At 72.1% G+C, this 20,914-nt stretch carries 26 protein-coding genes and 1 tRNA gene; 10 read left to right on the top strand and 17 right to left on the bottom strand.

Features of this window, described 5'->3' with window-relative positions; all coding sequences use genetic code 11:
* Nucleotides 1-11 precede the first annotated feature (11 nt).
* Nucleotides 12-458, bottom strand: coding sequence for a hypothetical protein (locus tag ACFQPS_RS04450; protein ID WP_377356785.1), 447 nt, complete (start codon nucleotides 456-458; stop codon nucleotides 12-14).
* Nucleotides 451-1,293 (bottom strand): HesA/MoeB/ThiF family protein, encoded by an 843-nt coding sequence (locus ACFQPS_RS04445; RefSeq protein WP_377356784.1) that lies wholly within the window; start codon nucleotides 1,291-1,293, stop codon nucleotides 451-453. The genes ACFQPS_RS04450 and ACFQPS_RS04445 overlap by 8 nt, the downstream gene beginning before the upstream one ends.
* Nucleotides 1,294-1,392: 99 nt before the next feature.
* On the opposite strand from ACFQPS_RS04445, the gene vapB reads away from it, so the two are divergent.
* On the top strand, nucleotides 1,393-1,617 hold the full coding sequence (gene vapB / locus ACFQPS_RS04440) for a type II toxin-antitoxin system VapB family antitoxin (RefSeq protein ID WP_377356782.1): 225 nt from the start codon (nucleotides 1,393-1,395) through the stop codon (nucleotides 1,615-1,617).
* The gene (gene vapC / locus ACFQPS_RS04435; protein WP_377356780.1) at nucleotides 1,618-2,025 is read left to right on the top strand and encodes a type II toxin-antitoxin system tRNA(fMet)-specific endonuclease VapC; all 408 of its coding nucleotides are present in this window, start codon (nucleotides 1,618-1,620) and stop codon (nucleotides 2,023-2,025) included.
* Nucleotides 2,026-2,088: 63 nt separating this feature from the next.
* Here vapC and cysK read toward each other — a convergent pair whose 3' ends face one another.
* The 7 genes from cysK to ACFQPS_RS04400 all read right to left on the bottom strand — a co-directional run bounded on the left by cysK (nucleotide 2,089) and on the right by ACFQPS_RS04400 (nucleotide 6,912).
* A complete protein-coding gene (cysK, locus tag ACFQPS_RS04430; protein WP_377356778.1) occupies nucleotides 2,089-3,090 on the bottom strand; it encodes a cysteine synthase A in 1,002 nt (333 codons plus the stop codon).
* Between the two features lie 72 nt (nucleotides 3,091-3,162).
* The gene (locus ACFQPS_RS04425) at nucleotides 3,163-3,618 is read right to left on the bottom strand and encodes an RrF2 family transcriptional regulator (protein ID WP_012568192.1); all 456 of its coding nucleotides are present in this window, start codon (nucleotides 3,616-3,618) and stop codon (nucleotides 3,163-3,165) included.
* A gap of 196 nt (nucleotides 3,619-3,814) precedes the next feature.
* Complete coding sequence (locus ACFQPS_RS04420; RefSeq protein WP_377356776.1) at nucleotides 3,815-4,231, bottom strand: type II toxin-antitoxin system VapC family toxin; 417 nt, start codon at nucleotides 4,229-4,231, stop codon at nucleotides 3,815-3,817.
* Nucleotides 4,231-4,488 carry a type II toxin-antitoxin system prevent-host-death family antitoxin gene (locus ACFQPS_RS04415; RefSeq protein WP_377356775.1) on the bottom strand — a complete coding sequence of 86 codons (258 nt, stop codon included), beginning with the start codon at nucleotides 4,486-4,488 and terminating at the stop codon, nucleotides 4,231-4,233. Before ACFQPS_RS04415 ends, ACFQPS_RS04420 begins: the two co-directional genes overlap by 1 nt.
* Nucleotides 4,489-4,591: 103 nt before the next feature.
* Nucleotides 4,592-5,047, bottom strand: coding sequence for a dUTP diphosphatase (gene dut / locus ACFQPS_RS04410; RefSeq protein WP_377356773.1), 456 nt, complete (start codon nucleotides 5,045-5,047; stop codon nucleotides 4,592-4,594).
* Nucleotides 5,044-6,318, bottom strand: a complete 1,275-nt coding sequence (gene coaBC, locus ACFQPS_RS04405) for a bifunctional phosphopantothenoylcysteine decarboxylase/phosphopantothenate--cysteine ligase CoaBC (protein ID WP_377356771.1) — start codon at nucleotides 6,316-6,318, stop codon at nucleotides 5,044-5,046. The genes dut and coaBC overlap by 4 nt, the downstream gene beginning before the upstream one ends.
* Before the next feature lie 138 nt (nucleotides 6,319-6,456).
* Nucleotides 6,457-6,912, bottom strand: coding sequence for a flagellar basal body rod protein FlgC (locus ACFQPS_RS04400; protein WP_377356769.1), 456 nt, complete (start codon nucleotides 6,910-6,912; stop codon nucleotides 6,457-6,459).
* 144 nt (nucleotides 6,913-7,056) lie between these two features.
* Here ACFQPS_RS04400 and ACFQPS_RS04395 point away from each other — a divergent pair, with 144 nt between their 5' ends.
* Both ACFQPS_RS04395 and mtnK read left to right on the top strand, forming a co-directional pair.
* The gene (locus ACFQPS_RS04395; protein ID WP_377356767.1) at nucleotides 7,057-7,293 is read left to right on the top strand and encodes a hypothetical protein; all 237 of its coding nucleotides are present in this window, start codon (nucleotides 7,057-7,059) and stop codon (nucleotides 7,291-7,293) included.
* 111 nt (nucleotides 7,294-7,404) lie between these two features.
* Nucleotides 7,405-8,697, top strand: a complete 1,293-nt coding sequence (gene mtnK / locus ACFQPS_RS04390) for an S-methyl-5-thioribose kinase (protein WP_377356766.1) — start codon at nucleotides 7,405-7,407, stop codon at nucleotides 8,695-8,697.
* Nucleotides 8,698-8,846: 149 nt separating this feature from the next.
* On the opposite strand, the gene ACFQPS_RS04385 is transcribed toward mtnK, so the two are convergent.
* The 3 genes from ACFQPS_RS04385 to rsmI all read right to left on the bottom strand — a co-directional run bounded on the left by ACFQPS_RS04385 (nucleotide 8,847) and on the right by rsmI (nucleotide 11,006).
* The gene (locus ACFQPS_RS04385; protein ID WP_012568184.1) at nucleotides 8,847-9,689 is read right to left on the bottom strand and encodes a SirB1 family protein; all 843 of its coding nucleotides are present in this window, start codon (nucleotides 9,687-9,689) and stop codon (nucleotides 8,847-8,849) included.
* An 89-nt stretch (nucleotides 9,690-9,778) separates the two neighbouring features.
* Nucleotides 9,779-10,159 (bottom strand): YraN family protein, encoded by a 381-nt coding sequence (locus ACFQPS_RS04380; RefSeq protein ID WP_377356765.1) that lies wholly within the window; start codon nucleotides 10,157-10,159, stop codon nucleotides 9,779-9,781.
* Nucleotides 10,134-11,006 (bottom strand): 16S rRNA (cytidine(1402)-2'-O)-methyltransferase, encoded by an 873-nt coding sequence (rsmI, locus tag ACFQPS_RS04375; protein ID WP_377356763.1) that lies wholly within the window; start codon nucleotides 11,004-11,006, stop codon nucleotides 10,134-10,136. The genes ACFQPS_RS04380 and rsmI overlap by 26 nt, the downstream gene beginning before the upstream one ends.
* Nucleotides 11,007-11,136: 130 nt before the next feature.
* On the opposite strand from rsmI, the gene ACFQPS_RS04370 reads away from it, so the two are divergent.
* The gene (locus ACFQPS_RS04370; RefSeq protein WP_377356762.1) at nucleotides 11,137-12,465 is read left to right on the top strand and encodes a penicillin-binding protein activator; all 1,329 of its coding nucleotides are present in this window, start codon (nucleotides 11,137-11,139) and stop codon (nucleotides 12,463-12,465) included.
* 232 nt (nucleotides 12,466-12,697) lie between these two features.
* A complete protein-coding gene (locus ACFQPS_RS04365; protein ID WP_377356761.1) occupies nucleotides 12,698-13,138 on the top strand; it encodes a flagellar basal body-associated FliL family protein in 441 nt (146 codons plus the stop codon).
* Nucleotides 13,139-13,186: 48 nt separating this feature from the next.
* Here the strand turns inward: ACFQPS_RS04365 and ACFQPS_RS04360 are convergent, their stop codons facing one another.
* A complete protein-coding gene (locus ACFQPS_RS04360) occupies nucleotides 13,187-13,516 on the bottom strand; it encodes an Hpt domain-containing protein (protein ID WP_377356759.1) in 330 nt (109 codons plus the stop codon).
* Nucleotides 13,517-13,818: 302 nt separating this feature from the next.
* Nucleotides 13,819-14,649, bottom strand: coding sequence for an SDR family oxidoreductase (locus ACFQPS_RS04355; RefSeq protein ID WP_377356758.1), 831 nt, complete (start codon nucleotides 14,647-14,649; stop codon nucleotides 13,819-13,821).
* A gap of 268 nt (nucleotides 14,650-14,917) precedes the next feature.
* On the opposite strand from ACFQPS_RS04355, the gene ACFQPS_RS04350 reads away from it, so the two are divergent.
* Nucleotides 14,918-14,994: transfer RNA gene (locus ACFQPS_RS04350), tRNA-Arg, on the top strand.
* A 16-nt stretch (nucleotides 14,995-15,010) separates the two neighbouring features.
* Here ACFQPS_RS04350 and ACFQPS_RS04345 read toward each other — a convergent pair.
* Nucleotides 15,011-16,699: an AMP-binding protein gene (locus ACFQPS_RS04345; protein WP_377356756.1), complete on the bottom strand. Its 1,689-nt coding sequence runs from the start codon at nucleotides 16,697-16,699 to the stop codon at nucleotides 15,011-15,013.
* A gap of 214 nt (nucleotides 16,700-16,913) precedes the next feature.
* On the opposite strand from ACFQPS_RS04345, the gene ACFQPS_RS04340 reads away from it, so the two are divergent.
* On the top strand, nucleotides 16,914-18,029 hold the full coding sequence (locus tag ACFQPS_RS04340; protein ID WP_377356755.1) for a DUF808 domain-containing protein: 1,116 nt from the start codon (nucleotides 16,914-16,916) through the stop codon (nucleotides 18,027-18,029).
* A 56-nt stretch (nucleotides 18,030-18,085) separates the two neighbouring features.
* Nucleotides 18,086-19,216 (top strand): cation diffusion facilitator family transporter, encoded by a 1,131-nt coding sequence (locus tag ACFQPS_RS04335; protein ID WP_377356753.1) that lies wholly within the window; start codon nucleotides 18,086-18,088, stop codon nucleotides 19,214-19,216.
* 198 nt (nucleotides 19,217-19,414) lie between these two features.
* Here ACFQPS_RS04335 and ACFQPS_RS04330 read toward each other — a convergent pair whose 3' ends face one another.
* Nucleotides 19,415-19,834, bottom strand: coding sequence for a response regulator (locus tag ACFQPS_RS04330; RefSeq protein ID WP_377356752.1), 420 nt, complete (start codon nucleotides 19,832-19,834; stop codon nucleotides 19,415-19,417).
* Nucleotides 19,835-20,011: 177 nt separating this feature from the next.
* Nucleotides 20,012-20,203: a hypothetical protein gene (locus tag ACFQPS_RS04325; protein ID WP_377356751.1), complete on the bottom strand. Its 192-nt coding sequence runs from the start codon at nucleotides 20,201-20,203 to the stop codon at nucleotides 20,012-20,014.
* A gap of 487 nt (nucleotides 20,204-20,690) precedes the next feature.
* Between ACFQPS_RS04325 and ACFQPS_RS04320 the strand changes: the two genes are divergently transcribed.
* Nucleotides 20,691-20,855: a hypothetical protein gene (locus ACFQPS_RS04320; RefSeq protein ID WP_377356749.1), complete on the top strand. Its 165-nt coding sequence runs from the start codon at nucleotides 20,691-20,693 to the stop codon at nucleotides 20,853-20,855.
* The last annotated feature ends 59 nt before the right edge of the window (nucleotides 20,856-20,914 follow it).

The following is a 20,914-nucleotide window of genomic DNA, read 5'->3' as shown; positions in this document are numbered from 1 at the left end:
GGCAGGCGGCATCAGACGAAGACCGTCTGCCAGCCGGGCCCCGCCGCCGTCAGCAGGGTGACGAGGCCGGCCGTCTCCACCCGCAGATCCGGGCGGGTCGGCGGGGCGGCGTCGTGGCCCAGGCTGCGCCAGCCCAGCTCGCAGGCGATGACGCGCACGCCCAGGGCGCCGCAGGACTCCACCAGTTCCGCCAGGGTGGCGAGGCCGCGCTCCGCGAGATACCGCTCGCGCTCCACCGGCGGGGAGCCGTCGTCGGCCGGGTCCAGGGAATGCCAGCCGGGGTCCGGCGTCAGCACGGGCAGGGCGCGGCCGGTGACGAACAGGATCGCCGGCCGGCCGATGGCCGCCGCCGCCGCGGCCAGGGCGAAGGCGTAATGCACCCGGTCGAAGCCGCCGGACTGCACGACCAGCGCGATCCCCGGGGGGGCGATACCGGGGGGGGCGGTTCCATCAGCCATGGGGGGGCTGCCCCTGCGGCGGCAGGGCACCCGGCAGGTGGTGCGACAGGTCCCGGTAGACGGGATCGCCGCCACAGAGCGGGCAGCCCGGATCGCGCCGGACCCTGACCGTGCGGAAGCTGGTCTCCAGCGCCGCGACCAGGAGCAGCCGGCCGGACAGGCTCTCCCCGATGCCCAGCAGCTCCTTCAGCACCTCGATCGCCTGCATGGAGCCCATCATCCCCGGCAGCGCCCCCAGCACCCCGCCCTCCGAGCAGGAGGGGATGGTGCCGGGCGGCGGCGGTTCGCGGAAGAGGCAGCGGTAGCAGGGATGCGGCTCCCCCAGATGCGCCTTGAAGACGGAGAGCTGGGCATCGAAGCGCAGCATGGCCGCACTGACCAGCGTCCTGCCGGCGAAGAAGCAGGCGTCGTTCAGCAGGAAGCGGGTGGCGAAATTGTCCGAACCGTCGGCCACCACGTCGTAGCGGGAGACCAGCCCCAGCACGTTGGCCGGGGTCAGCCGCTCGGCATGCGCCTCCACCCGCACGTCGGGATTGAGGGCGGCGATGCGGGCGGCGGCACTCTCCACCTTCGGGCGGCCGACCGAGGCGCCGTCATGGATCACCTGCCGTTGCAGGTTGGAGAGATCCACCGAGTCGTGGTCGATCACGCCGATGCGGCCGACGCCGGCGGCGGCGAGGTAGAGCAGCAGCGGCGAGCCCAGCCCGCCGGCCCCCACCACCAGCACGGAGGAGGCCAGCAGCCGCTCCTGCCCGCGGCCGCCCACCTCCTTCAGCATGATGTGCCGGGCATACCGCTCGATCTGATCGTCGGAAAGGGGGCTCGCGGGCGTCATGGCGCGGGATGATAGCGGGGACGGAAAGGCGTGGCGAGGCCCCGTTGCCGACCCGGCGGCCGGGGGCATATAGTCGTTCGGACGAGAAGGGAGGCCGGCATGGCCGTTCGCACGAAACTGCTCCGGTCGAACAGCCGGCAGGCGGTCCGGCTGCCGAAGGAGATCGCCTTTCCCGACGGCGTGCGGGACGTGATGATCCTGAAGCAGGGCGCCGCCCGGCTGATCGTCCCGGCAACGGGAGCCTGGGACGATTTCTTCGATGCCCCGGGCACCGACCTGCCGGAGCGCGGGCAGCCGGGCGAACAGAAGCGGGAGAGCTTCTGAGTGCTTCGTTTCATGTTGGACACGAATGTCTGCATACGGGTCCTTCGGGACCGGCCGCAGGGCGTGCGCCAACGCTTCAACGACGAGGCTGGCAGCCTCTGCATTTCAGTCGTTACCCTGGGCGAGCTTCTGCATGGTGCCGCCCGGTCGGCCCGTCCGGCAGCCGTCAGAGAGGACGTGGAGCGGTTCGCCGAGCGTCTTGATGTTCTGCCCTTCGATGCAGACGCGGCCGGGCATTTCGCGGATATCCGGGCGTCGCTCGAACGAAATGGCCAAGTGATCGGGCCCTATGACCTCATGATTGCGGGACATGCGCGCAGTCGAGGGCTTACGGTCGTGACTGGCAATCTCGGCGAATTCCGCCGCGTTGAAGGACTGATCTCGGAAGACTGGCTGACACCCGAGTAAAGAAGCGTCGCTTCCCGCCCGCCCGCGACCCAGGAGGGACCGCGGGCGGGCGTCAGTGTCGCGTCATTCCAGCCCGTCGAACAGGGCGGTGGAGAGGTAACGCTCGGCGAAGCTGGGCAGGATCACGACGATCAGCCTGTCCTTCATCTCCGGCCGCGCCCCCACCTCGAAGGCGGCGGCCAGGGCGGCGCCGGAGCTGATGCCGACGGCCAGCCCCTCGGTCCGGGCGGCGTCGCGCGCCAGCTCGAAGGCGCGGCTGTTGGAGATGCGCAGCACCTCGTCGATCCGGTCGCGGGCCAGCACGTCGGGCACGAAGCCGGCGCCGATGCCCTGGATCTTGTGCGGCCCCGGCAGCCCGCCGGAGAGCACGGGGCTGTCCTCCGGCTCCACCGCGACGACGCGGAACTCCGGCCGGCGGGCCTTCAGCACCTCGGCCACGCCGGTCAGCGTGCCGCCGGTGCCCACGCCGGCCACCAGCACGTCCGCCCGGCCGGCGGTGTCGCGCCAGATCTCCTCCGCCGTGGTGCGGCGGTGGACGGCCGGATTCGCCGGGTTCTTGAACTGCTGGAGCATGTAGGCATCGGGGGTGGAGGCGACGATCTCCTCCGCCCGGGCGATGGCGCCCTTCATGCCGTTGGGCGCCGGCGTCAGCACCAGCTCCGCCCCCAGCAGCTTCAGCATCTTGCGGCGCTCGACCGACATGCTCTCCGGCATGGTCAGGATCAGCCGGTAGCCCTTGGCCGCCGCCACGAAGGCCAGGGCGATGCCCGTGTTGCCCGAGGTCGGCTCGACCAGCACGGTGCGGTCGGGGGCGATCAGCCCGTCGGCCTCCGCCGCCTCGATCATCGCCTTGCCGATGCGGTCCTTCACGCTGGAGAGCGGATTGAAGAACTCGCACTTGGCGACCACGTCGGCCACCACCCCGTGCTTCGCGGCCAGCCGCGAGAGGCGCACCAGCGGCGTGGCGCCGACCGTGTCGAGGATGCTGTCATAGATGCGGCCGCGGAATTCCGCGGTGCCGTCGGAGTCCGGGGCGGCGGCGAGCGGGGCATCGAGGGCGGGCATTGCACACCTCCATCACTGTGAATAGCGAGAATTTCGCGGTCACAGATGTATATAAGCCCGGATGCCGCCGGCTCAAATGGAGAAATCGAGCTTCGTCTGCGCCTCGCTGCGGATTCCCTCCTGGTGGGCGCGCAGGCAGAGATCCTCGATGCTGGTGCGGTCCAGCCGCTGCATCACCTCCTCCTGCAACTCGGCCCAGAGGGGACGAACGACGCGCATGCCCAGTTCCGACCCCGCCGGTTCCTCGATCGGATCGGTCGCCTGCTCCAGCGAGCGGACGACGCGCACGATCTCGCCCACCGTGATGCGGCGGCGCTCCTTCGCCAGCCGGTAGCCGCCGCGGGGGCCGCGCACCCCGGCCAGCACCCCGGCCCGCACCAGGGCCTGGAGGACCTGCTCCAGATAGCGCTTGGGAATGCCCTGGCGGGCCGTGATCTCCGCCGACTGCACCGGCGCGGAACCGGCGTTGTAGGCGATGTCCAGCACCGTCTCGATGGCGAAGACCAGTTTCTTGGAAAGGCGGAGCATGGTCAGCGGACCTGAACGTCGGGGCGGAGGCGGAAGAGAGGGAAGAAGGGTCTTCGGAGCGGAGGCCGATCGGCCGGATCTGTCAGACCATACCCAAAATCGGATGGCGGGTTGATGCAGAGATTGGAAGCGGGCATCGCGTCGATCGGGCGGTCCTTGCCGGGGGCCGTCGCCCCCATTCCTTTCAGGGCGTCAGTCATTCCAGGGATTCAGCAGCCCAGGGATTCAGCAGCGGCACACCCGTCGGCTCGAAGTCCCTGACGTTCCGTGTCACCACCGTGAGCCCATGCACGAGCGCCGTGGCAGCGATCAGCGCGTCCCGCTCCGGCCGGGGGTCGGGACTGTGGAGGGTGGCGGCCCGGCGGGCGACGGCCAAGTCTACCGCCAGAACCGGATAGGCATCCACGATCCTGTCGATCCACGCCGACAGGCGATCCCCCTGGGCCGCGTCCCGCCGCGCCACCCGCAGCCGTCCAAGGTCGAGTTCCAGCACCGTCACGGCCGACAGGCGGCAATCGGCGACCGGCAGCCGGCGGGCCCAGTCCTGCACGGCGGCGGGCTGCCGTGCAAGCGTCCGCAGCGCGGATACCGTCACGGTGTCCAGAAGGTACATCAGCCGAGGTCCGCCGACCGGAGGCCCGGGGAGACCGCCCCGGGCTCGAAGTCGATGTCGTATCCGGCCGGATCGTCCAGCACGTCCGCCACGCTGCGGCCGGCGCCCGCGAGACGCTGAAACGTCTCATAGGTCATCAGGACGTAGGCCGGTGCGCCCCGATCCGTGACGATGACCGGCCCCCGTTCGGCCAATGACTTGGCGCCGCCGATGTCGCGGTTGAAATCCCTGCCGGTGAGACTGGTCACAGGTTCCATCCGACCCTCCCGGAAGCACTTGTCGTATCAGTACGACATACGCCGCGATGGCGCAAGAGACGGACGTAGTATCGATCAGACAAACGCGGGCGGCGGTGCCGGTTCATCCCCGCGTCCCCGTCGAGCCGAAGCCGCCGCTGCCGCGGGCGCTGGCGGGAAGCGTGTCCACCATGTCCCAGCCGGCGCGGGCGTAGCGGGCGATCACCATCTGGGCGATGCGCATGCCGCGCTCGACCGTGAAGGGCTCGGCGCCGAGGTTGGCGAGGATCACCCCGACCTCGCCGCGGTAGTCCGCGTCGATCGTGCCGGGGCTGTTCAGCAGGGTGATGCCGTGCTTCAACGCCAGCCCGGAACGGGGGCGCACCTGCGCCTCGTAGCCGTCGGGCAGGGCGATGGCGAGGCCGGTGGGGATCAGCCGCCGCTCCCCCGGCTGAAGCGTCACGGGCGCCGCCACCGCCGCCAGCAGGTCCATGCCGGCGGCATGTTCCGTGGCATAGGCGGGCAGCGGCAGGTCGGCCCCGTGGGGCAGCCGGGTGACGGCGATGCGCAGATCGGTCATGCGGGTATTCCGGGCTGGAAGGTGTCGGCGCCGGCGGCCGGGGCAGCGGGCGCGAAACGGGCGGCGACGGCGCGGGCCAGCCGCCGCGCCACCTCCGCCTTGGCCAGGGGCGGCCACGCCTCCTCCCCGCCGTCGCGGCGGATCAGGTGGACCGTGTTGCTGTCGCCGCCGAAGGTGCCGGTGGCGGGGGAGACATCGTTGGCGACGATCCAGTCGCAGCCCTTGCGCGCCAGCTTGGCCCGCGCATAGGCCACCACATCGTTCGTTTCGGCTGCGAAACCGATCACCAGGTGCGGGCGGTCCGGGCCGGCGGCGGCAAGGGTGGCGAGGATGTCCGGGTTCTCCGCCAGCCGCAGCGGCGGCGGCAGGCCGCCATCCTTCTTCAGCTTCCGGTCCGCCTCCCCCGCCACCCGCCAGTCGGCGACCGCCGCCGCGGCGACGAAGATGTCGGCCGGCAGGGCCCGGCGGCAGGCGGCCAGCATCTCCGCCGCCGTCTCCACCTTGATCGTTTCGATACCGGAAGGATCGGACAGGGTCACCGGGCCGGTAACCAGGGTGACGCGCGCGCCCAGATCCGCCAGGGCCGCGGCCACGGCATGGCCCTGCTTGCCGCTGGAGCGGTTGGCGATGTAGCGCACCGGGTCGATCGGTTCGTGGGTGGGGCCGCTGGTCACCAGCGCGTGCCGGCCGGCCAGCGGCTTCGGCGCCGCCTGCGCCGCGAAGAAGTCCGCCAGCGCGTCCACCAGCTCCAGCGGCTCGCTCATCCGGCCGGGGCCGAACTCGCCGCAGGCCATGGCGCCATCGTTCGGGCCGACCAGCACCACCCCGCGGGCGGCCAGGGTGGCGAGGTTGGCCTGCGTCGCCGGGTGGTCGTACATGCGGACATTCATGGCCGGGGCCGCCAGCACCGGCTTGTCGGTCGCCAGCAGCACCGTGCTGGCGAGATCGTCGGCCAGCCCGTGCGCCATCTTCGCCAGGAGGTTGGCGCTGGCCGGAGCGACCAGCAGCACGTCGGCCTGCCGGGAGAGCTGGATGTGGCCCATCTCGCTCTCGTCCGTCAGGTCCCAGAGGTCGCGGTAGACCTTGTCCTCGCTGACCGCCTGGAGCGCCAGCGGCGTGACGAAGCGCGCGCCGCCGTCGGTCAGCACGCAGCGCACGGCGCAGCCGCGCTCGCGCAGGCGGCGGACCAGCTCGGGCGTCTTGTAGGCGGCGATGCCGCCGCTGACGATCAGCAGGACCCGCCTGCCCCGCAGATGGGAATGGTCGGCCACCGGGCCCCCTGAACCACGGTCATGGAATGTGAAATCTAGATAATCGCCCCGCCCCGCCAGCGCAAGCGGACCCTCCCGCATGGCCGCATGGCCGCGGGCCGGACGGGCAGGGAACCGGGCGGCGGGGGCGCGGCCGGATCAGGCGGTGAGGTTCAGCGCCTCACGCGTCAGTTCGTCCGCCGCCTCGAAGACGCGGAGATTGGCCTTGTAGGCGTCCAGCCCCTGGGTCATGGCGACCGTCTCCCCGACCAGATCGACATTGGGGGCGGCCACCATGCCGTCACCGTCGGCGAAGGGGCTGTCGGGGGAGAATTCCGGCACGAAGGCCGGCTGGGTGGCGCGGAAGACGGCGCGGGTGCCCATCCCCTGCCCGTCCGGGCCGGTGACGGCCGCCTGGCCGGAACTGACCGGGGCATAGGGCCGCGGCGCATCGGCACCGGCAGCAGCAGCCCCGGCACCGGCCGCCCCGGCACCGGCCGCAGTGCCGGGCAGCGCGCCGGTGCTGCGGGCATTGGCGATGTTGTCCGCCCCGGCGGCCAGACGCCGGGCCTGGGCTGTCATGCCGCTGCCGGCGATGGCGATGGGATCGACCATGGTTCCGTCCTCTTCCGGACGGAGTATCGGTCCGGACCGCTTCCGGTGCAACTGGCCCGGAGGATAGGGACCTTTGCCGGTCCCCGGCTTCCGGGCCGGGGCGTTTTCCGGTAGTATCGGCGCTTCACCGCGAGGGAAGCGACCATGGTCGAGACACGCCCCACCCTGCCGGGGTCGCCGCGCACCGGCGGTCCGATCCCCGACGGGGAGCGCCGCGCCGGCACCGTCTCCCGCGCCGAGGCGCCGGCCCCGGCCGTCGCCCGCGGCCGGCCCGGCAACCGCTGGCCCAGCGCGCGCGAGCTGGCGGCGCTGATGGTGGACGGCATCCTGCGCCTGCCCGCCCGCTACCGCCGCGGCATGTTCCTGGACGTCATCGTCTGAACCGGCGGCCCGGAGCGGGGCCGGGCCGTGGTCGTTTGACGCCTCCCCTCCCCAGGCCGGCGGCGCTGGGCTAATTTCGCCGGCCACGGAATCCGGAACAGGGGAGGCGACATGGCGATCGAGGTTCCACCGGGATACGAGCCGCTGGGCGAGGAGAAGGTGGCCGCCTTCCTGGCCGCGGTGCCGGCCGTGCCGGAGCGGCTGGGCGGCGGCCCGGCCGACTGGTCGGTGCGGGAGGTCGGGGACGGCAATCTGAACTATGTCTATCTGGTGGACGGGCCGCACGGGTCGGTCTGCGTGAAGCAGGCCCTGCCCTATCTGCGGCTGGTCGGCGAGGGCTGGCCGCTGGGCCTGCAACGGGCGCATTTCGAGCAGCTTGCCACCCATGTGGTGGCGCCGCATGTCGGCCGCGCCGTGCCGCAGATCCTGCACTACGACCCGACGCTGTTCGCCATCGTGATGGAGAAGCTGTCGCCGCACATCATCCTGCGCCGCGGCATGGTGGCGGGCATCCGCTATCCCCGCCTTGCGGCGCAGATCGCCGACTACATGGCGAACAGCCTGTTCCACACCAGCGACCTGGCCCTGCCGGCCCGGCGCAAGAAGGAGCTGATGGCGGAGTTCTGCGGCAACTGGGAACTGTGCGGCCTGACGGAAGAGGTGATCTTCACCCAGCCCTACATGGTCCACCCCCACAACCGCTGGACCAGCCCGCAGCTTGACGCCACCGCCGCCCGGGTGCGGGGCGATACCGAGTGGAAGCTGGCGGCGGCGCGGCTGAAGCTGAAGTTCCTGGCCTCGCCCGAGGCGCTGCTGCACGGCGACCTGCACACCGGCTCCGTCATGGTGACGGCGGACGACACCCGGGTGATCGACCCCGAATTCGCCTTCTTCGGCCCCATGGGCTTCGACGTGGGCGCCATGCTGGGCAATCTCTGGATCAACTTCTTCGCCCAGGACGGCCACGCCACGGCGGAGAGCCCGCGGGCGGAGTACCAGGACTGGGTGCTGGAGACGGCGGAGGCGGTCTGGACCGGCTTCCGCGAGCGCTTCCTGGCGCTCTGGCGCGGCGGCGCCACGGGCGACGCCTACCCGGCCGCGCTTTTCGACGGCGATCCGGACGCCATCCGGGCGCTGGAGGCGGAACGGCAGGCCTACATGGACCGGCTGTTCATCGACTCCCTGGCTTTCGCCGGGGCGAAGATCACCCGCCGCATCCTGGGCATCGCCCACAACATCGACCTGGAATGGATCGCCGACCCGGACCTGCGGGCGCTGTGCGAGACCCGCTGCCTGACGCTGGCCCGCCGGCTGATGCTGGAACCGGGCCGCTTCCGCGGCATCGCCGACGTCAGCGCCGCCTGCCGCTCCATCCGGTCGGAGGTGCGGACGGTGGGGCTCTGAGAGCCTGTTTGAGAACGTCCCTAGATCACCATAAGTAGCATATCGTACGTTGAACGTCGCACTATATGCTGGGCCATATTCCAGTTTTCAAACGGACTCTGAGGGGCGGGGCTCTGAGGGGCGGGGTCCGGGCAGTCCGGCTGCGGCCGTCAGTTCAGCCGGGTGCGGAGCTGCTGCACCAGCGTCGCCGTCTGGTGCAGCAGCTGGGAGGAGGCGCCCAGCCGGCTGCCCAGGTCCATGAAGGTCTCGAAGGCGCGGATGGCGGCGGACAGGTTGCCCGAATGGGCGTTCAGCAGCCCCGCCTCCCGCCACAGGCCGGGATGATCGGGGGCGAACAGCAGCATGTTCTCCACCACCTCCGCCGCCTTGTCGGCGCGGTCGTTGCGCAGGTGGCGGAGCTTCAGGTTGTTCTGAAGCCGCAGCAGCACCTCGCGGTTGGAGACGGTGGCGTAGTGCTCGGGCGTCAGCTCGGCATCCAGCCCGGCGGTCTGCTTCAGCAGCTCGCGCAGGGCGCGCGGCTCCTTCGGCTCGCCCTGGTTGAAGGGGTCCAGGATCACCCGTTCCCCGTCATGGTCCAGCCGCATCAGGAAATGGCCGGGGAAGTTCAGCCCGACGATCTCCCAGCCCTGGGCGCGGGCGGCGTGGATGTAGAGGATGCCCAGCGCCACCGGCAGCCCCCTGCGGCGGTCGATCACCCGCATCAGGTTGGCGTTCTGCATGTCCTCGTAGGTTTCGGTGTCGCCATGATAGCCGTGGCGGTCGGCCAGGACATGGCGCAGCACCTCGACCCGCTGCGCCAGCGTCAGCGGCCGGCCGCTCATGTCCGCCACCTCGGCCGCCAGTTCGGCCAGATGCTGGTGGTAGGGCTCGAAGCCCGCCTCCGGCCGATCGAGCGCCGCCAGCGCCAGCGCCGTTTCGGCGAGGTCGATACGGTCGTCCGGCAGGCGGCCGACGGCGCGGAGAATCTCCAGGGCCTTGGGGCGGGTATTCACGGGCTCCTCGCGGGGGTCCATGACGGATGACGCTCGGGCAGACCCGACATAGCGCAGGATCGCGCCGGGTGTCGAGAGGGGCGGGCGTTCTACCGGCCCGAGCGCCGCACATCTTCCAGATGGACGGGCCAGCGGCCGGGCAGCACGGCCATCAGATCGTAGCGGATGGCGTGCCCGGCCAGCCGCGGCCGGGCGGCGACGTAGCCCTGGGCGGCGCGGGCGATGCGGCGCCAGTCGGCCTCCGTCACGGCGGCGCGCGCGGCCTCCAGGCCCGGCCGGGCCTTCACCTCCACCACCGCCAGCACGCCGCGCCGTTCGGCCAGGATGTCCACCTCCCCCGCCGGGGTGCGCAGCCGGACGGCCAGGATGCGGTAACCCTTCAGCAGCAGCGCCAGCCGGCAGAGCCATTCGGCCCGCCGGCCCAGCCGTTCGGCCGTGCGGTAGTCAGTCCTGCTGCGGACCGGGGCCATGGCCCGCCCCCGGCCGCCGCCCCAGCTCCAGGGCGCGGGCATAGACGGCCTTGCGCGGCAGGCCGGTGGCCGCGGCGACACTGGCAGCGGCGTCGCGCACGCTCATCCCGGCCAGCGCCTCGGCCAGCAGCGCGTCCAGGTCGGCCCCGGCCGGGGCTTCCTCCGGCGCGGGCGGGCCGATCACCACCACCACCTCCCCCTTGGGCGGGCCGGCCTCGGCATAGTGCGTCGCCAGCCCGGCGAGGTCGCCGCGGCGCACCTCCTCGAACAGCTTGGTCAGCTCCCGGCTCACCGCCACCTCGCGCGGGCCCAGCACGGCGGCCGCATCGGCCAGCAGGTCGGCCAGCCGCTGCGCGCTCTCGAACAGGATCAGGCTGGCCCGGACGGGCTTCAGCTCCTCCAGCGCGGTGCGCCGGGCCGCCGTCTTCGGCGGCAGGAAGCCCGCGAAGAGGAAGCGGTCGCTGGGCAGGCCGGACAGCACCAGCCCGGTCAGCGCGGCGCTGGCGCCGGGCAGGTGGGTGACGGCGAGGCCCTGTTCCCGCGCCTCCCGCACCAGCTTGTAGCCGGGATCGGAGACGAGCGGCGTGCCGGCGTCGGAAACCAGCGCGATCGCCTCTCCCGCCGCGACGCGGCCGAGCAGGACAGGCCGCATCCGCGCCGCATTGTGTTCGTGATACTGGAGAAGCGGTGCTGCGATGCCGTAACGGTGCAGCAGCTTGCCGGTGATGCGGGTATCCTCGCACGCCACCGCATCCACGCCGCGCAGCGTCTCCAGCGCGCGCAGGGTGATGTCGCCGGCATTGCCGATCGGGGTGGCGACGACATAAAGCCCCGGCGGCGGGCGCACCGCGCCCGGTTTACGGGCCGGGTCGCTGCCGCTAGGCTCGGGTCCGGTCCCGGAAGCATCGCGGCCGGAATCACCGCTGCCGGAATCGTCGCTGCCGGAATCATCCGTGTCCTGGGGGAGAGGCATCATCGTGAGCAAGGCCAGTGTGAGGCGCGAGGGAGCGGAGCACGGAGAGGCGGCGCGCAAGCAGACCGCGGTGACGCGGGCGGGACGGCTGATCGCCGCCCTTGTCCTGGCGGGAAGCCTGGCCGCCTGCGCCAGCCCGGCAACCGTAGCGCCCCCGCCGCCCCCGCCGCAACCCCAGGCCGCGGCCCCCGAGCCCGTGGCCCCGCCGCCCCCCGTGGCGGTGGACGACGGCAAGGTGCGGGTGGCCCTGCTGGTGCCGCTCAGCGGGCGCGGGGCGGCGATCGGCCAGTCCATGCTGGACGCGGCCCAGCTCGCCGTCTTCGACGTGGCCGACGGGCAGTTCCTGCTGCTGCCGCGCGACACCGGCGGCACGCCCGCCGGGGCGGAGGCCGCGGCGCGCGACGCCGTGACGGCCGGCGCCCGGCTGATCCTGGGGCCGTTGTTCAGCGCCGATGCCGCCGCCGTCCGCACGGTGGCCGCCCCGGCGGGCGTGCCGGTGCTGAGCTTCTCCAGCGACCGCACGGTCGCCGGCGGCGGCGTCTGGGTGCTGGGCTTCCAGCCGCAGGAGCAGGTGGCCCGCGTCGTCGGCTTCGCCACCTCCCGCGGGATCACGCGCTTCGGCCTGCTGGCCCCGGCCACGCCGTCGGGCGAGGTGGTGCAGCAGAGCCTGATCGACGCCGCCCGCCAGGGCGGCGGCACGGTGACACGGATCGAGCGCTACGGCGCCGAGCAGCAGGACCTGACCGACGTGGTGCGCCGCTTCGCCCAGCGTCAGCCCATGCCGGCGCCGGCCGCCGCAGAGCCGGGCGCGGCCGCGACCGGCCTGCCGTTCCAGGCGGTGATGCTGGCGGACGGCGGCGGTCAGCTCCGCACGCTGGCGACGCTGCTGCCGTTCTTCGACGTCGATCCCGGCCCGGTGGCGTTCCTGGGCACCGGCCAGTGGGAGGAACCGGGCCTGGGCCGCGAGGCCGGTCTGGTCGGAGGCTGGTTCGCCGCCCCGCCGCCGGAAGCCCGGCAGGTCTTCGAACGCCGCTACGAAGAAACCTACGGCCAGAAGCCGCAGCGCCTCGCCACCCTGGCCTACGATGCCACGGCCCTGGCCGCGGCCCTGGTGCGCAGCGGTGCCCCGGAGCCGCTGCGGCCGGAGGCGCTGACCGACCCGCAGGGCTTCCTGGGGGCGGACGGGCTGTTCCGGCTGTTGCCCGACGGGCTGACGGAGCGCGGGCTGGCAGTGCTCCAGGTGACCCGCACGGGCTTCGCCACGGTGGACCCCGCACCGCAGACCTTCCCGCCCCGGCCCGATCCGGCGGCCGGTCAGGTGCCCGTGTTCTGATACCCGCCTCCGCCCCCCCTGCCCGTGAGGAAACCCCGTCGCCCGCAGGGGCACTGTCCACAGGGGCGCCGCCCGCAGGGGTGCCGTGCGCAGGGGTGCCGTGCGCAGGGGTGATGCTGGGCGGAACGCGACATCGACCTACATTGGTGGTAGGTTGTTAAGATTCGGATCGTAAGATCGTGTGATGAACATACCTTCGTCGCCAATCCGGCCTTCGTCGTCACTCCAGACGATGCGGACGCACCGTTTTCTCCTGTCCCTGGCCCGACCGGTTCTGCTGGCATTCGCGCTGGCGGTGCTGCTGTCCGGCGCCCTGCCGGCGGGCACCGCCCTGGCGAGCGGCGGCGGGGGCGGCGGGGAGGTGTCGCGCAATATCCGGCTGACGCCCTTCAGCCTGCCGGGCAAGGACCGCTTCTCCTATGTCCAGCTCGTCGCGGAGCTGGTGGTGCGGGAGGGCGACGAGGCCGCCGTCGAGGTGCAGCAGGTGCAGAACCTGCGGCCGCGCATCATCGGCCGGCTGACCGAGGCGCTGTCGTCCGAACGCTTCATGTCGCGCAGCGTGAGCGCGGCGGAGGTGCTGCACCTGAAGGAGCGGCTGCGCGAGCTGGTCAACGACGCCATCGGCACGCCGATGGTCGAGGACGTGCTGATCGTCAGCCTGGTCCTGAGCTGAGCCGCCCGGGCTGATCGTCCCGGGGCGCTGCCCCGGGGCCCGGTCCGGTCAGCCGCGGCGGGCCAGCGCCGCTTCGGTGTCCGCCATGGCCCGGTCCAGCGCATCGCGGCACGGCCGGGCGGAGTCCGCATCCTGCGCCCGCAGCACCAGATCGAGCTGGGCCGCCGCCAGCGACAGCCGGTTCAGCCCCAGATTGGCGGCGAACCCCTTCAGCGCATGGGCGGCCCGCCGCGCCCCCTCCAGATCGCCGCTGGCCAGCGCCCCGTCCACCCGGACCAGCTCGGCCCGCGCGGAATCCGGCACCAGACGCAGCACATCGTTCAGCGGACCGGGGCCCATGGCGGCTTCCAGGTCCATGATCTTGCGCGAATCAAGCACAGGTTGTTCAGGAAACGACCTGTCAGCGGCTTCGGTTGTCATCCGTCGGTCCCCGCATGCTGATGGCTGCACGCTAGCATCCGGAATGCCGTGCCGGCGCGTTCAAAAGGTCAGGGTCGGAGCGGCCCCGGCGCCTCCGCCGCGGCCGCCCGCCACGGCCCGGCAGAGGGCCGTAACACCCTGTTCCGTAAAGACTTTCCGGCCCCGTCCGGACCGGGCCGACGGCCGTCCGCCGCCAGGCCCTGCGACGCCCCGCCGCCGCGGGATGACCGGGCGCGGCGGCGGCGCGGGACGGGAGGCGCTCAGTCCAGGAACAGGTCGGGGAAGAGCGGCTGCGACGGGTCGATGGCATAGGGGCCGAAATCCGTGACGCCCGCCGCGCGCAGCACATCCTCGTCGATGAAGAAGTTGCCCGTGGTGGCCCGCGAGTCCGAGGTCAGGATCAGGTGGGCGGCATCGGCCATGATCGCCACGTCGCGGCAGCCCGGCGGCACCTCGCCGCCGCCCAGCATCCGCATCGCCGCGGTGGCGATGCCGGTGCGCGGCCACAGCGCGTTGACGGCCACGCCGCGGCTGCGGAACTCCTCGGCCATGCCCAGGACGCACATGCTCATGCCGTACTTGGCCATGGTGTAGGCGACATGGCCCTTGAACCATTTCGGGTCCAGGTTCAGGGGCGGCGAGAGCGTCAGGATGTGCGGGTTCGGCGCCGCCAGCAGGTGCGGCAGGCAGGCCTGGGAGCAGACGAAGGTGCCGCGGGCGTTCACCCCCTGCATCAGGTCGTAGCGCTTCATCGGCGTGTCCAGCGTGCCGGTCAGGCTGATGGCGCTGGCATTGTTGACCAGGATGTCGATGCCGCCGAACGTCTCCACCGTGCGGGCGACGGCGTCGGCCACCGCGCCCTCGTCGCGGATGTCCACCTGCAAGGCCAGGGCACGGCCGCCCGCCGCCTCGATCTCGGCGGCGGTGGAGAAGATCGTGCCCTCCAGCTTGGGATGCGGGTCCGCCGTCTTCGCCGCGATGGCGACATTGGCGCCGTCGCGCGCGGCGCGCAGGGCGATCGCCTTGCCGATGCCGCGGCTGGCGCCGGTGATGAACAGGGTCTTGCCGCTCAGGCTGCGGTTCTCGGCCATTCTTCTGCGTCCTCCCGTTTCGGAACGGCGGACGCTAGCCCATCCCCCGCCGCCCCTCAACGCCCGCCATCCGCCCGTTCGGCCTGCGGTCACGGCCCGCCGCGACCGGAGCCCGGGGCGGGCCGGGGGGCGGGCCGGGGGGCGGGCGGCCCTGCGGCCCCGTGGCGCCCCTGGCCGGCCCCGGACGGGCCGTGGTCGGGGCTGTGCAACGGCCCGATCTGTGCTATATGCCCCCCGCCGGACCGATGCCCCGGCGCCGGCCCGCAGCGTCCCCGTAGCTCAGCCGGATAGAGCAAGCGTTTCCTAAACGCTAGGTCGGCGGTTCGAATCCGTCCGGGGACGCCACTTCTCCGCCCGCCGGTCAGCGCAGATCGGGGAAATCCTCCTCCCAGAACTCCTGCGGGTGGCGCCCGTCACCGGCCGCGCGGGCCTGCTCCTCACGGCGCAGCTCGACCCTTCGGATCTTGCCGGAGATGGTCTTGGGCAGGTCCGCGAACTCGATGCGGCGGACCCGCTTGTAGGGCGGCAGCGTCGCGCGGATGTGGCGGAAGATGTCGCGCGCCAGCTCGCCATCCGGTTCGTAGCCGGCGGCCAGCACCAGGAACGCCTTCGGCACCGCAAGCCGGACGGGATCGGGCGATGGCACGACGGCGGCCTCGGCCACGGCCGGATGCTCGATCAGGGCCGATTCCAGCTCGAACGGGCTGATGCGGTAGTCGCTCGCCTTGAACACGTCGTCGGCCCGGCCGACATAGGTCAGATACCCGTCGGCGTCGCGGCTGGCGACGTCGCCGGTCCGGTACCAGTCCCCGGCCGGCGGCTGCACCGGCTCTCCGGCAGCGCTCTGGTATCCGGCCATCAGCCCGGCCGGGCGGGACGCCAGCCGCAGGGCGATCTCGCCCTCCTCCGCCTCGTTGCCGTCGGCATCCAGCAGCACGACGTCGTAGCCGGGCAAGGGGCGCCCCATGCTGCCGGGCTTCACCGGCTGGCCGGGGCTGTTGCCCACCTGGGCCGTCGTCTCGGTCTGGCCGAAGCCGTCGCGGACGGTCAGGCCCCAGGCGCTGCGCACCTGCTCGATCACCTCGGCGTTCAGCGGCTCGCCCGCCCCCACCACCTCGCGCAGGCGCACGGGCCAGGCCTTCAGGTCCTCCTGGATCAGCATGCGCCAGACGGTCGGCGGGGCGCACAGCGTCGTCACCCCGTGCCGGACCAGGACGTCCAGCACCGCCCGCGCCTGGAACCGGGCGTAGTTGTAGACGAAGACCGTCGCCTGCGCGTTCCAGGGCGCGAAGACGTTGCTCCAGGCATGCTTCGCCCATCCGGGCGAGCTGATGTTCCAGTGGACATCCCCCGGCCGCAGCCCGATCCAGTACATGGTGGAGAGGTGGCCGACCGGATAGGAGCGGTGCGTGTGCAGCACCAGCTTGGGCTTCGCCGTGGTGCCGGAGGTGAAGTAGAGCAGCATCGGATCGTCGGGCCGCGTCTCCCCGTCCGGCACGAACTCGGCGGAGGTGCCGCGCGAGTCCTCATAGGCGATCCAGCCGGGCGGGGCGCCGCCGACGGCGATGCGGGTGACGCCGTGCAGATCGGCGAACCGGCCGCACTGTTCGGCCGCGACGACGACGAAGCGGGCGCCGCCGCGGTCCACCCGGTCGCGCAGCTCCTCCCCGGCCAGCAGGGTGGTCGCCGGGATCACCACGGCCCCCAGCTTCATGGCGGCCAGCATCACCTCCCACAGCGGCGGGATGTTGGGCAGCATCAGCAGGATGCGGTCGCCCCGCCGGACGCCCAGACCGCGCAGCCAGGTCGCAGTACGGGCGGACCGGGCCGCCATCTCGGCGTAGCTGACCGTCTCCTCGCTCCCGTCTTCGGAAACCACGCGCAGGGCAGGCTGCGGGTTGTCCCGCGCGACGACATCGAAATAGTCCAGCGCCCAGTTGAAGGAGCCGGTTTCCGGCCAGCGGAACTCCCGCCGTGCCCGGTCATAATCGGTTCCGGCCGCCAGCAGGATGTCGCGGGCGGCCATGAAGGCCCCGGTGCCGTCTGTCATTGGTGGTCCTCCCGGCCATTGTCGTTGGGGACGACGATAGCCCAGGGCGGGCCACCCTGTCGAAAGCGACGGCGGGGCAGGCACAGCGGACCGCCGACCGGAAGGGCGGGATTTCTCCCGTCTCTCGCGCCTGCGCCCGCGCGGCGGTGCTGTCTGGACGGCGCGCCCTGTTAGGGCCAAGCTGCCGGTCTGACAGGCAGCATGCAGAGGGTCCATGAGCACCGGATTGATCGCCCTGCTGGACGACGTGGTCGGACTGGCCAAGGTGGCCGCGGCCTCCATCGACGATGCGGCGGGGCAGGCCTCCCGGGCCGGGGCGAAGGCCGCGGGCGTGGTAGTGGACGATGCCGCCGTCACGCCGCGCTATGTCACCGGCTTCAGCGCCGAGCGCGAGCTGCCGATCATCGGCCGCATCGCCGTCGGCTCGCTGAAGAACAAGCTGCTGTATCTGCTGCCGCTGGCGCTGCTGCTCAGCCTGGTGGCGCCCTGGGCGATCACGCCGCTGCTGATGCTGGGCGGCGCCTTCCTCTGTTACGAGGGGGCGGAGAAGGTGTACGAGGCCGTCTGGCCGCATGCCGGCGCGCACGGACCCGGCGGCGCCGTGGCCGCGACGATCCAGGACGCCCACGCGCTGGAGGAGGAGAAGGTCAGCGGCGCCATCAAGACCGACTTCATCCTGTCGGCCGAGATCATGGCCATCACGCTGAGCACCGTGGCGGCGGAGACCACCTCCTTCTGGGGGCAGGCCGTGGTGCTGGCCGTCGTCGGCATCGGCATCACGCTGGCGGTCTACGGCACCGTCGCCCTGATCGTGAAGGCGGACGATGTGGGCCTTGCGCTGGCGCGCAATCCCCGCCCCGTCTCCACCCTGCTGGGCCTGCGCCGCGCCGCGGCGGCAGACCCGACGGCGACAGACCCGACGGGCGCCGACCCGACGGGGGCCGACCGGGCGCTGGCCGGGCTGACGCAGGGGCTGGGCCGCGGGCTGGTGCGGTTCATGCCCGCCTTCCTGAAGCTGCTGGGGCTGGTCGGCACGGCCGCCATGCTCTGGGTCGGCGGCGGCATCGTCCTGCACGGGCTGGAGGTGTACGGTCTGCCCGCCCTGGGCCACGCGGTCCACGCCGCCGCCCATGCCGCCGGCCACGCCCTGGAGGCGACGTCCACCGCCCTGGCCGCGACGCTGGAATGGCTGGTCGGGGCCGCCGGGGCCGGGCTGTTCGGGCTGGCCCTGGGGGCGCTGCTGATCCCGCTGGTGCACAAGGGCATCGCGCCCCTGGTGGCCCGCCTGCGCGGTCGCACCGGCGCGGGTCAGGAGCCGGCGGCTCCCTGACGCGACGCCCCCACCGGCCGCGTGGCCGGGCGACCCCGGAGCGAGAAGAAAAGCCCATGCCCCACGACCTGTCCGCCGGCCCCGATCATCCCGGCCCCGATCATCCCGGGCATGACCATGCCGGACCCGGCCATCACGGGCACGACCATGCCCCCGTGCAGGATGCCCGCCCGGCCGGCGCGGGAGACGGCTTCCGGCCGCCGCCCTGCGCCGCCGCCCCGGTCCGGACGGCCGCGCCGGGACACGGGCACGGGCATGACCATTCCCACGGACATGGGCATGGTCATGGACATGGGCATTCCCACGGGCTGGAGCCGGGCGGCGGCAACGAGGCGCGGGTGCGCGCGGCGCTGCTGCTGACCGGCGGCTTCATGCTGGCGGAAGTGGTGGGCGGCCTGCTCTCCGGCTCGCTGGCGCTGCTGGCCGATGCCGGCCACATGCTGGCGGACACGGCGGCGCTGGCACTGGCCTGGTACGCCTTCCGGGCCGCCCGCCGGCCGGCCGGAGCCGCCCGCACCTATGGCGGGCACCGCTTCCAGGTTCTGGCCGCCTTCATCAACGGGGCGGCGCTGCTGCTGCTGTCGCTCTGGATCATCGTGGAAGCGGCGCGCCGGCTGTTCGAGCCAGTGCCGGTGCTGGGCGGCCCCATGCTGGCGATCGCCGCCCTGGGCTTGGCGGTGAACATCGCCTCCTTCACCATCCTGAACGGCGGCGACAAGGCGAACCTGAATGTCCGCGGGGCGGCGCTGCACGTCCTGGGCGATCTGCTGGGGTCCGTCGCGGCGCTGGCCGCGGCCGCGGTGATCCTGACCACCGGCTGGACGCCGATCGACCCGATCCTGTCGGCCGTCGTCTCTCTGCTGATCCTGCGCAGCGCCTGGGCGCTGGTGACGCCGGCCTGGCACGTCCTGATGGAGGGAACGCCCGAGGGGCTGGACCTGGACCGGCTGCAACGGTCGTTGCAGGCCGTGCCGGGCGTGGCCGACATCCACCATGTCCACGCCTGGTCGCTGACGCCGGAGCAGCCGCTGCTGACCCTGCACGCCACCGTGGCCGAGGGGGCGGAGCCGGACAGCGTGCTGCGCGCGCTGACCCGCACCCTGCGGGAGGAGTTCGGGATCGGCCACGCCACCATCCAGGTGGAACGCCACCCCTGCGCCGACGGCGCCGCGACACCCGCGGCCTGAGCACGCCGGCGGACGACTGCCCCCCCGGACGCCGCGTCTCATGGACGGGAGGGGCGAAGTCTGCTGCACTGGAACAGGTCCGGCCGCACCGAGGGGGAGAGAGCGGCCGGGCGGAGCGCCGCCGGCCGGCTTCGGGGGAGGCCGCCGGCGGCGTCTCCATGCGCCGGCGCCGTCTCGGCCGAGTCGGGATGCCGCAGATCAGGCGGCCGAGGTCTCCCGGTTGGCGAACAGCGTCAGACCCGGCGGGCCGCCGCCGGCCGGACCGCCGGTGAGGGCCGAGCGCACCGTCACCACGGCGGCGACCAGATCGGCCGGGGAGAAGGGCTTGTGCAGCACCCCCAGCGCATAGGCCCCGACATGGTCGGGCACCTCGGCCAGACCGGTCACCAGCAGCGACGGCACGGCATGCCGCTCCAGCAGCATCTGCGCCAGCATGAAGCCGCTTTCGCCATAGCCCAGCCGGGCGTCCAGCAGGGCGAGGTCGAACTGGATGCGTTCGGCCAGTTCCAGCGCCTCGTCGGCGCCCGACGCCGTCAGGATCTCCGCCCCCGTCGCCCGCAAGGTCTGCTCGACGTCGAGCGCCGTGATGGCATCGTCATCGACGGCCAGGATCTTCATGGGTTGTCTCCCTTTCCGCACCGGCCCGCGCCGCACCGGGAGACTAGCGGCTGGGCCGGCGGCCTGCCGCTGTTCATTGGTGGCATCGGGGATGCCCCCCGATGATCCGGCTCCCTATACCGAAGGGAGAACGTCACCGGCAGCGGACGGGGGTGCGGGCAGGAAGAACGGCGGAGATCAGGCCCGCTTCAGGCGGCGGACCGAGGCCCACAGCTCGGAGGCGTTGCGGTCCAGGTCGGACATGCTGGTCGAGCGCGGGTCGAGGCCCTGGCGCGCGCATTCCAGGATGAAATGGTTGGCGTTCGCCGGGTCCAGGCCGAGCTGGTCGCAGGCGGTCACGAAGGCGATGTTCTGTTCGGTGGTGGTCATGATAGCCCTGTTCTACTGGCCGCGCCGGCGCCCGCACCCGGGCGCCCGGCTGGAGGAAGGAGGACCGCGCGGGTCATCTCCCCCAACAGCGGTTGCTACCATATATCGCAGCGCAAAATGGCCGCAATGCGGCATCGCCCGGTCAGCCCTGTGAAAAAAGGGCGGAACATCCTGGTTTTGCAGCGCAAGCGGTCCGCCCGCGAGAGACCACCACGCCGTCCCTTGCCGCCCTGCAGCATGGAGGGCGTGCCGTCCGGCGGCTGAGGCGAGGCCACCGGCCCCCGGATCGCCCCTGATGGTCCGCGCGACACGCGGCGCCCCGCAGAAACTCGGGGTAACCACTCCGGGGCGAACTGAAGCGCTCTACACCCTTTAAAAGATTCTTATTGCGCGACATTCCATTAACGATCAGAATTTGCGCTGCCGTGCACGGCTTTTTACGCATCGTGCCTGGCAAAAATCAACCAGAATGGGGAAGGAAGATATCATGGAAACCAAAAAGTTCGAGAGCAAGAAGACGGGCATTCTGAGCTACTATGATTCCACCGAACTTTTGTATTCGGCCGGACTGCCGAACGGCATCATTGTTGCCGGCCGCTGCTCCTCCTCCACCACCACCACCTGCGCGGCGACGCTTCAGCAGCAGAAGTAGGACCGTTTCAGCGACGGCATAGGCGGCACCGCCTATGCCGTCTGACTCGGCGTGCTTTT

The organism is Rhodocista pekingensis, assembly GCF_042665545.1.
Taxonomy (GTDB): Bacteria; Pseudomonadota; Alphaproteobacteria; order Azospirillales; family Azospirillaceae; genus Rhodocista; species Rhodocista pekingensis.
This window is presented reverse-complemented; position numbering and strand designations above follow the sequence as displayed.

Bases quoted from the DNA above. Each gene is read 5' to 3' on its own strand.
- ACFQPS_RS04450 (WP_377356785.1), bottom strand. From the start codon at position 458: ATGGCTGATGGAACCGCCCCCCCCGGTATCGCCCCCCCGGGGATCGCG.
- ACFQPS_RS04445 (WP_377356784.1), bottom strand. From the start codon at position 1,293: ATGACGCCCGCGAGCCCCCTTTCCGACGATCAGATCGAGCGGTATGCC.
- vapB (WP_377356782.1), top strand. From the start codon at position 1,393: ATGGCCGTTCGCACGAAACTGCTCCGGTCGAACAGCCGGCAGGCGGTC.
- cysK (WP_377356778.1), bottom strand. From the start codon at position 3,090: ATGCCCGCCCTCGATGCCCCGCTCGCCGCCGCCCCGGACTCCGACGGC.
- ACFQPS_RS04425 (WP_012568192.1), bottom strand. From the start codon at position 3,618: ATGCTCCGCCTTTCCAAGAAACTGGTCTTCGCCATCGAGACGGTGCTG.
- ACFQPS_RS04420 (WP_377356776.1), bottom strand. From the start codon at position 4,231: ATGTACCTTCTGGACACCGTGACGGTATCCGCGCTGCGGACGCTTGCA.
- ACFQPS_RS04415 (WP_377356775.1), bottom strand. From the start codon at position 4,488: ATGGAACCTGTGACCAGTCTCACCGGCAGGGATTTCAACCGCGACATC.
- dut (WP_377356773.1), bottom strand. From the start codon at position 5,047: ATGACCGATCTGCGCATCGCCGTCACCCGGCTGCCCCACGGGGCCGAC.
- ACFQPS_RS04400 (WP_377356769.1), bottom strand. From the start codon at position 6,912: ATGGTCGATCCCATCGCCATCGCCGGCAGCGGCATGACAGCCCAGGCC.
- ACFQPS_RS04395 (WP_377356767.1), top strand. From the start codon at position 7,057: ATGGTCGAGACACGCCCCACCCTGCCGGGGTCGCCGCGCACCGGCGGT.
- mtnK (WP_377356766.1), top strand. From the start codon at position 7,405: ATGGCGATCGAGGTTCCACCGGGATACGAGCCGCTGGGCGAGGAGAAG.
- ACFQPS_RS04380 (WP_377356765.1), bottom strand. From the start codon at position 10,159: ATGGCCCCGGTCCGCAGCAGGACTGACTACCGCACGGCCGAACGGCTG.
- ACFQPS_RS04365 (WP_377356761.1), top strand. From the start codon at position 12,698: ATGCGGACGCACCGTTTTCTCCTGTCCCTGGCCCGACCGGTTCTGCTG.
- ACFQPS_RS04355 (WP_377356758.1), bottom strand. From the start codon at position 14,649: ATGGCCGAGAACCGCAGCCTGAGCGGCAAGACCCTGTTCATCACCGGC.
- ACFQPS_RS04345 (WP_377356756.1), bottom strand. From the start codon at position 16,699: ATGACAGACGGCACCGGGGCCTTCATGGCCGCCCGCGACATCCTGCTG.
- ACFQPS_RS04340 (WP_377356755.1), top strand. From the start codon at position 16,914: ATGAGCACCGGATTGATCGCCCTGCTGGACGACGTGGTCGGACTGGCC.
- ACFQPS_RS04335 (WP_377356753.1), top strand. From the start codon at position 18,086: ATGCCCCACGACCTGTCCGCCGGCCCCGATCATCCCGGCCCCGATCAT.
- ACFQPS_RS04330 (WP_377356752.1), bottom strand. From the start codon at position 19,834: ATGAAGATCCTGGCCGTCGATGACGATGCCATCACGGCGCTCGACGTC.
- ACFQPS_RS04325 (WP_377356751.1), bottom strand. From the start codon at position 20,203: ATGACCACCACCGAACAGAACATCGCCTTCGTGACCGCCTGCGACCAG.
- ACFQPS_RS04320 (WP_377356749.1), top strand. From the start codon at position 20,691: ATGGAAACCAAAAAGTTCGAGAGCAAGAAGACGGGCATTCTGAGCTAC.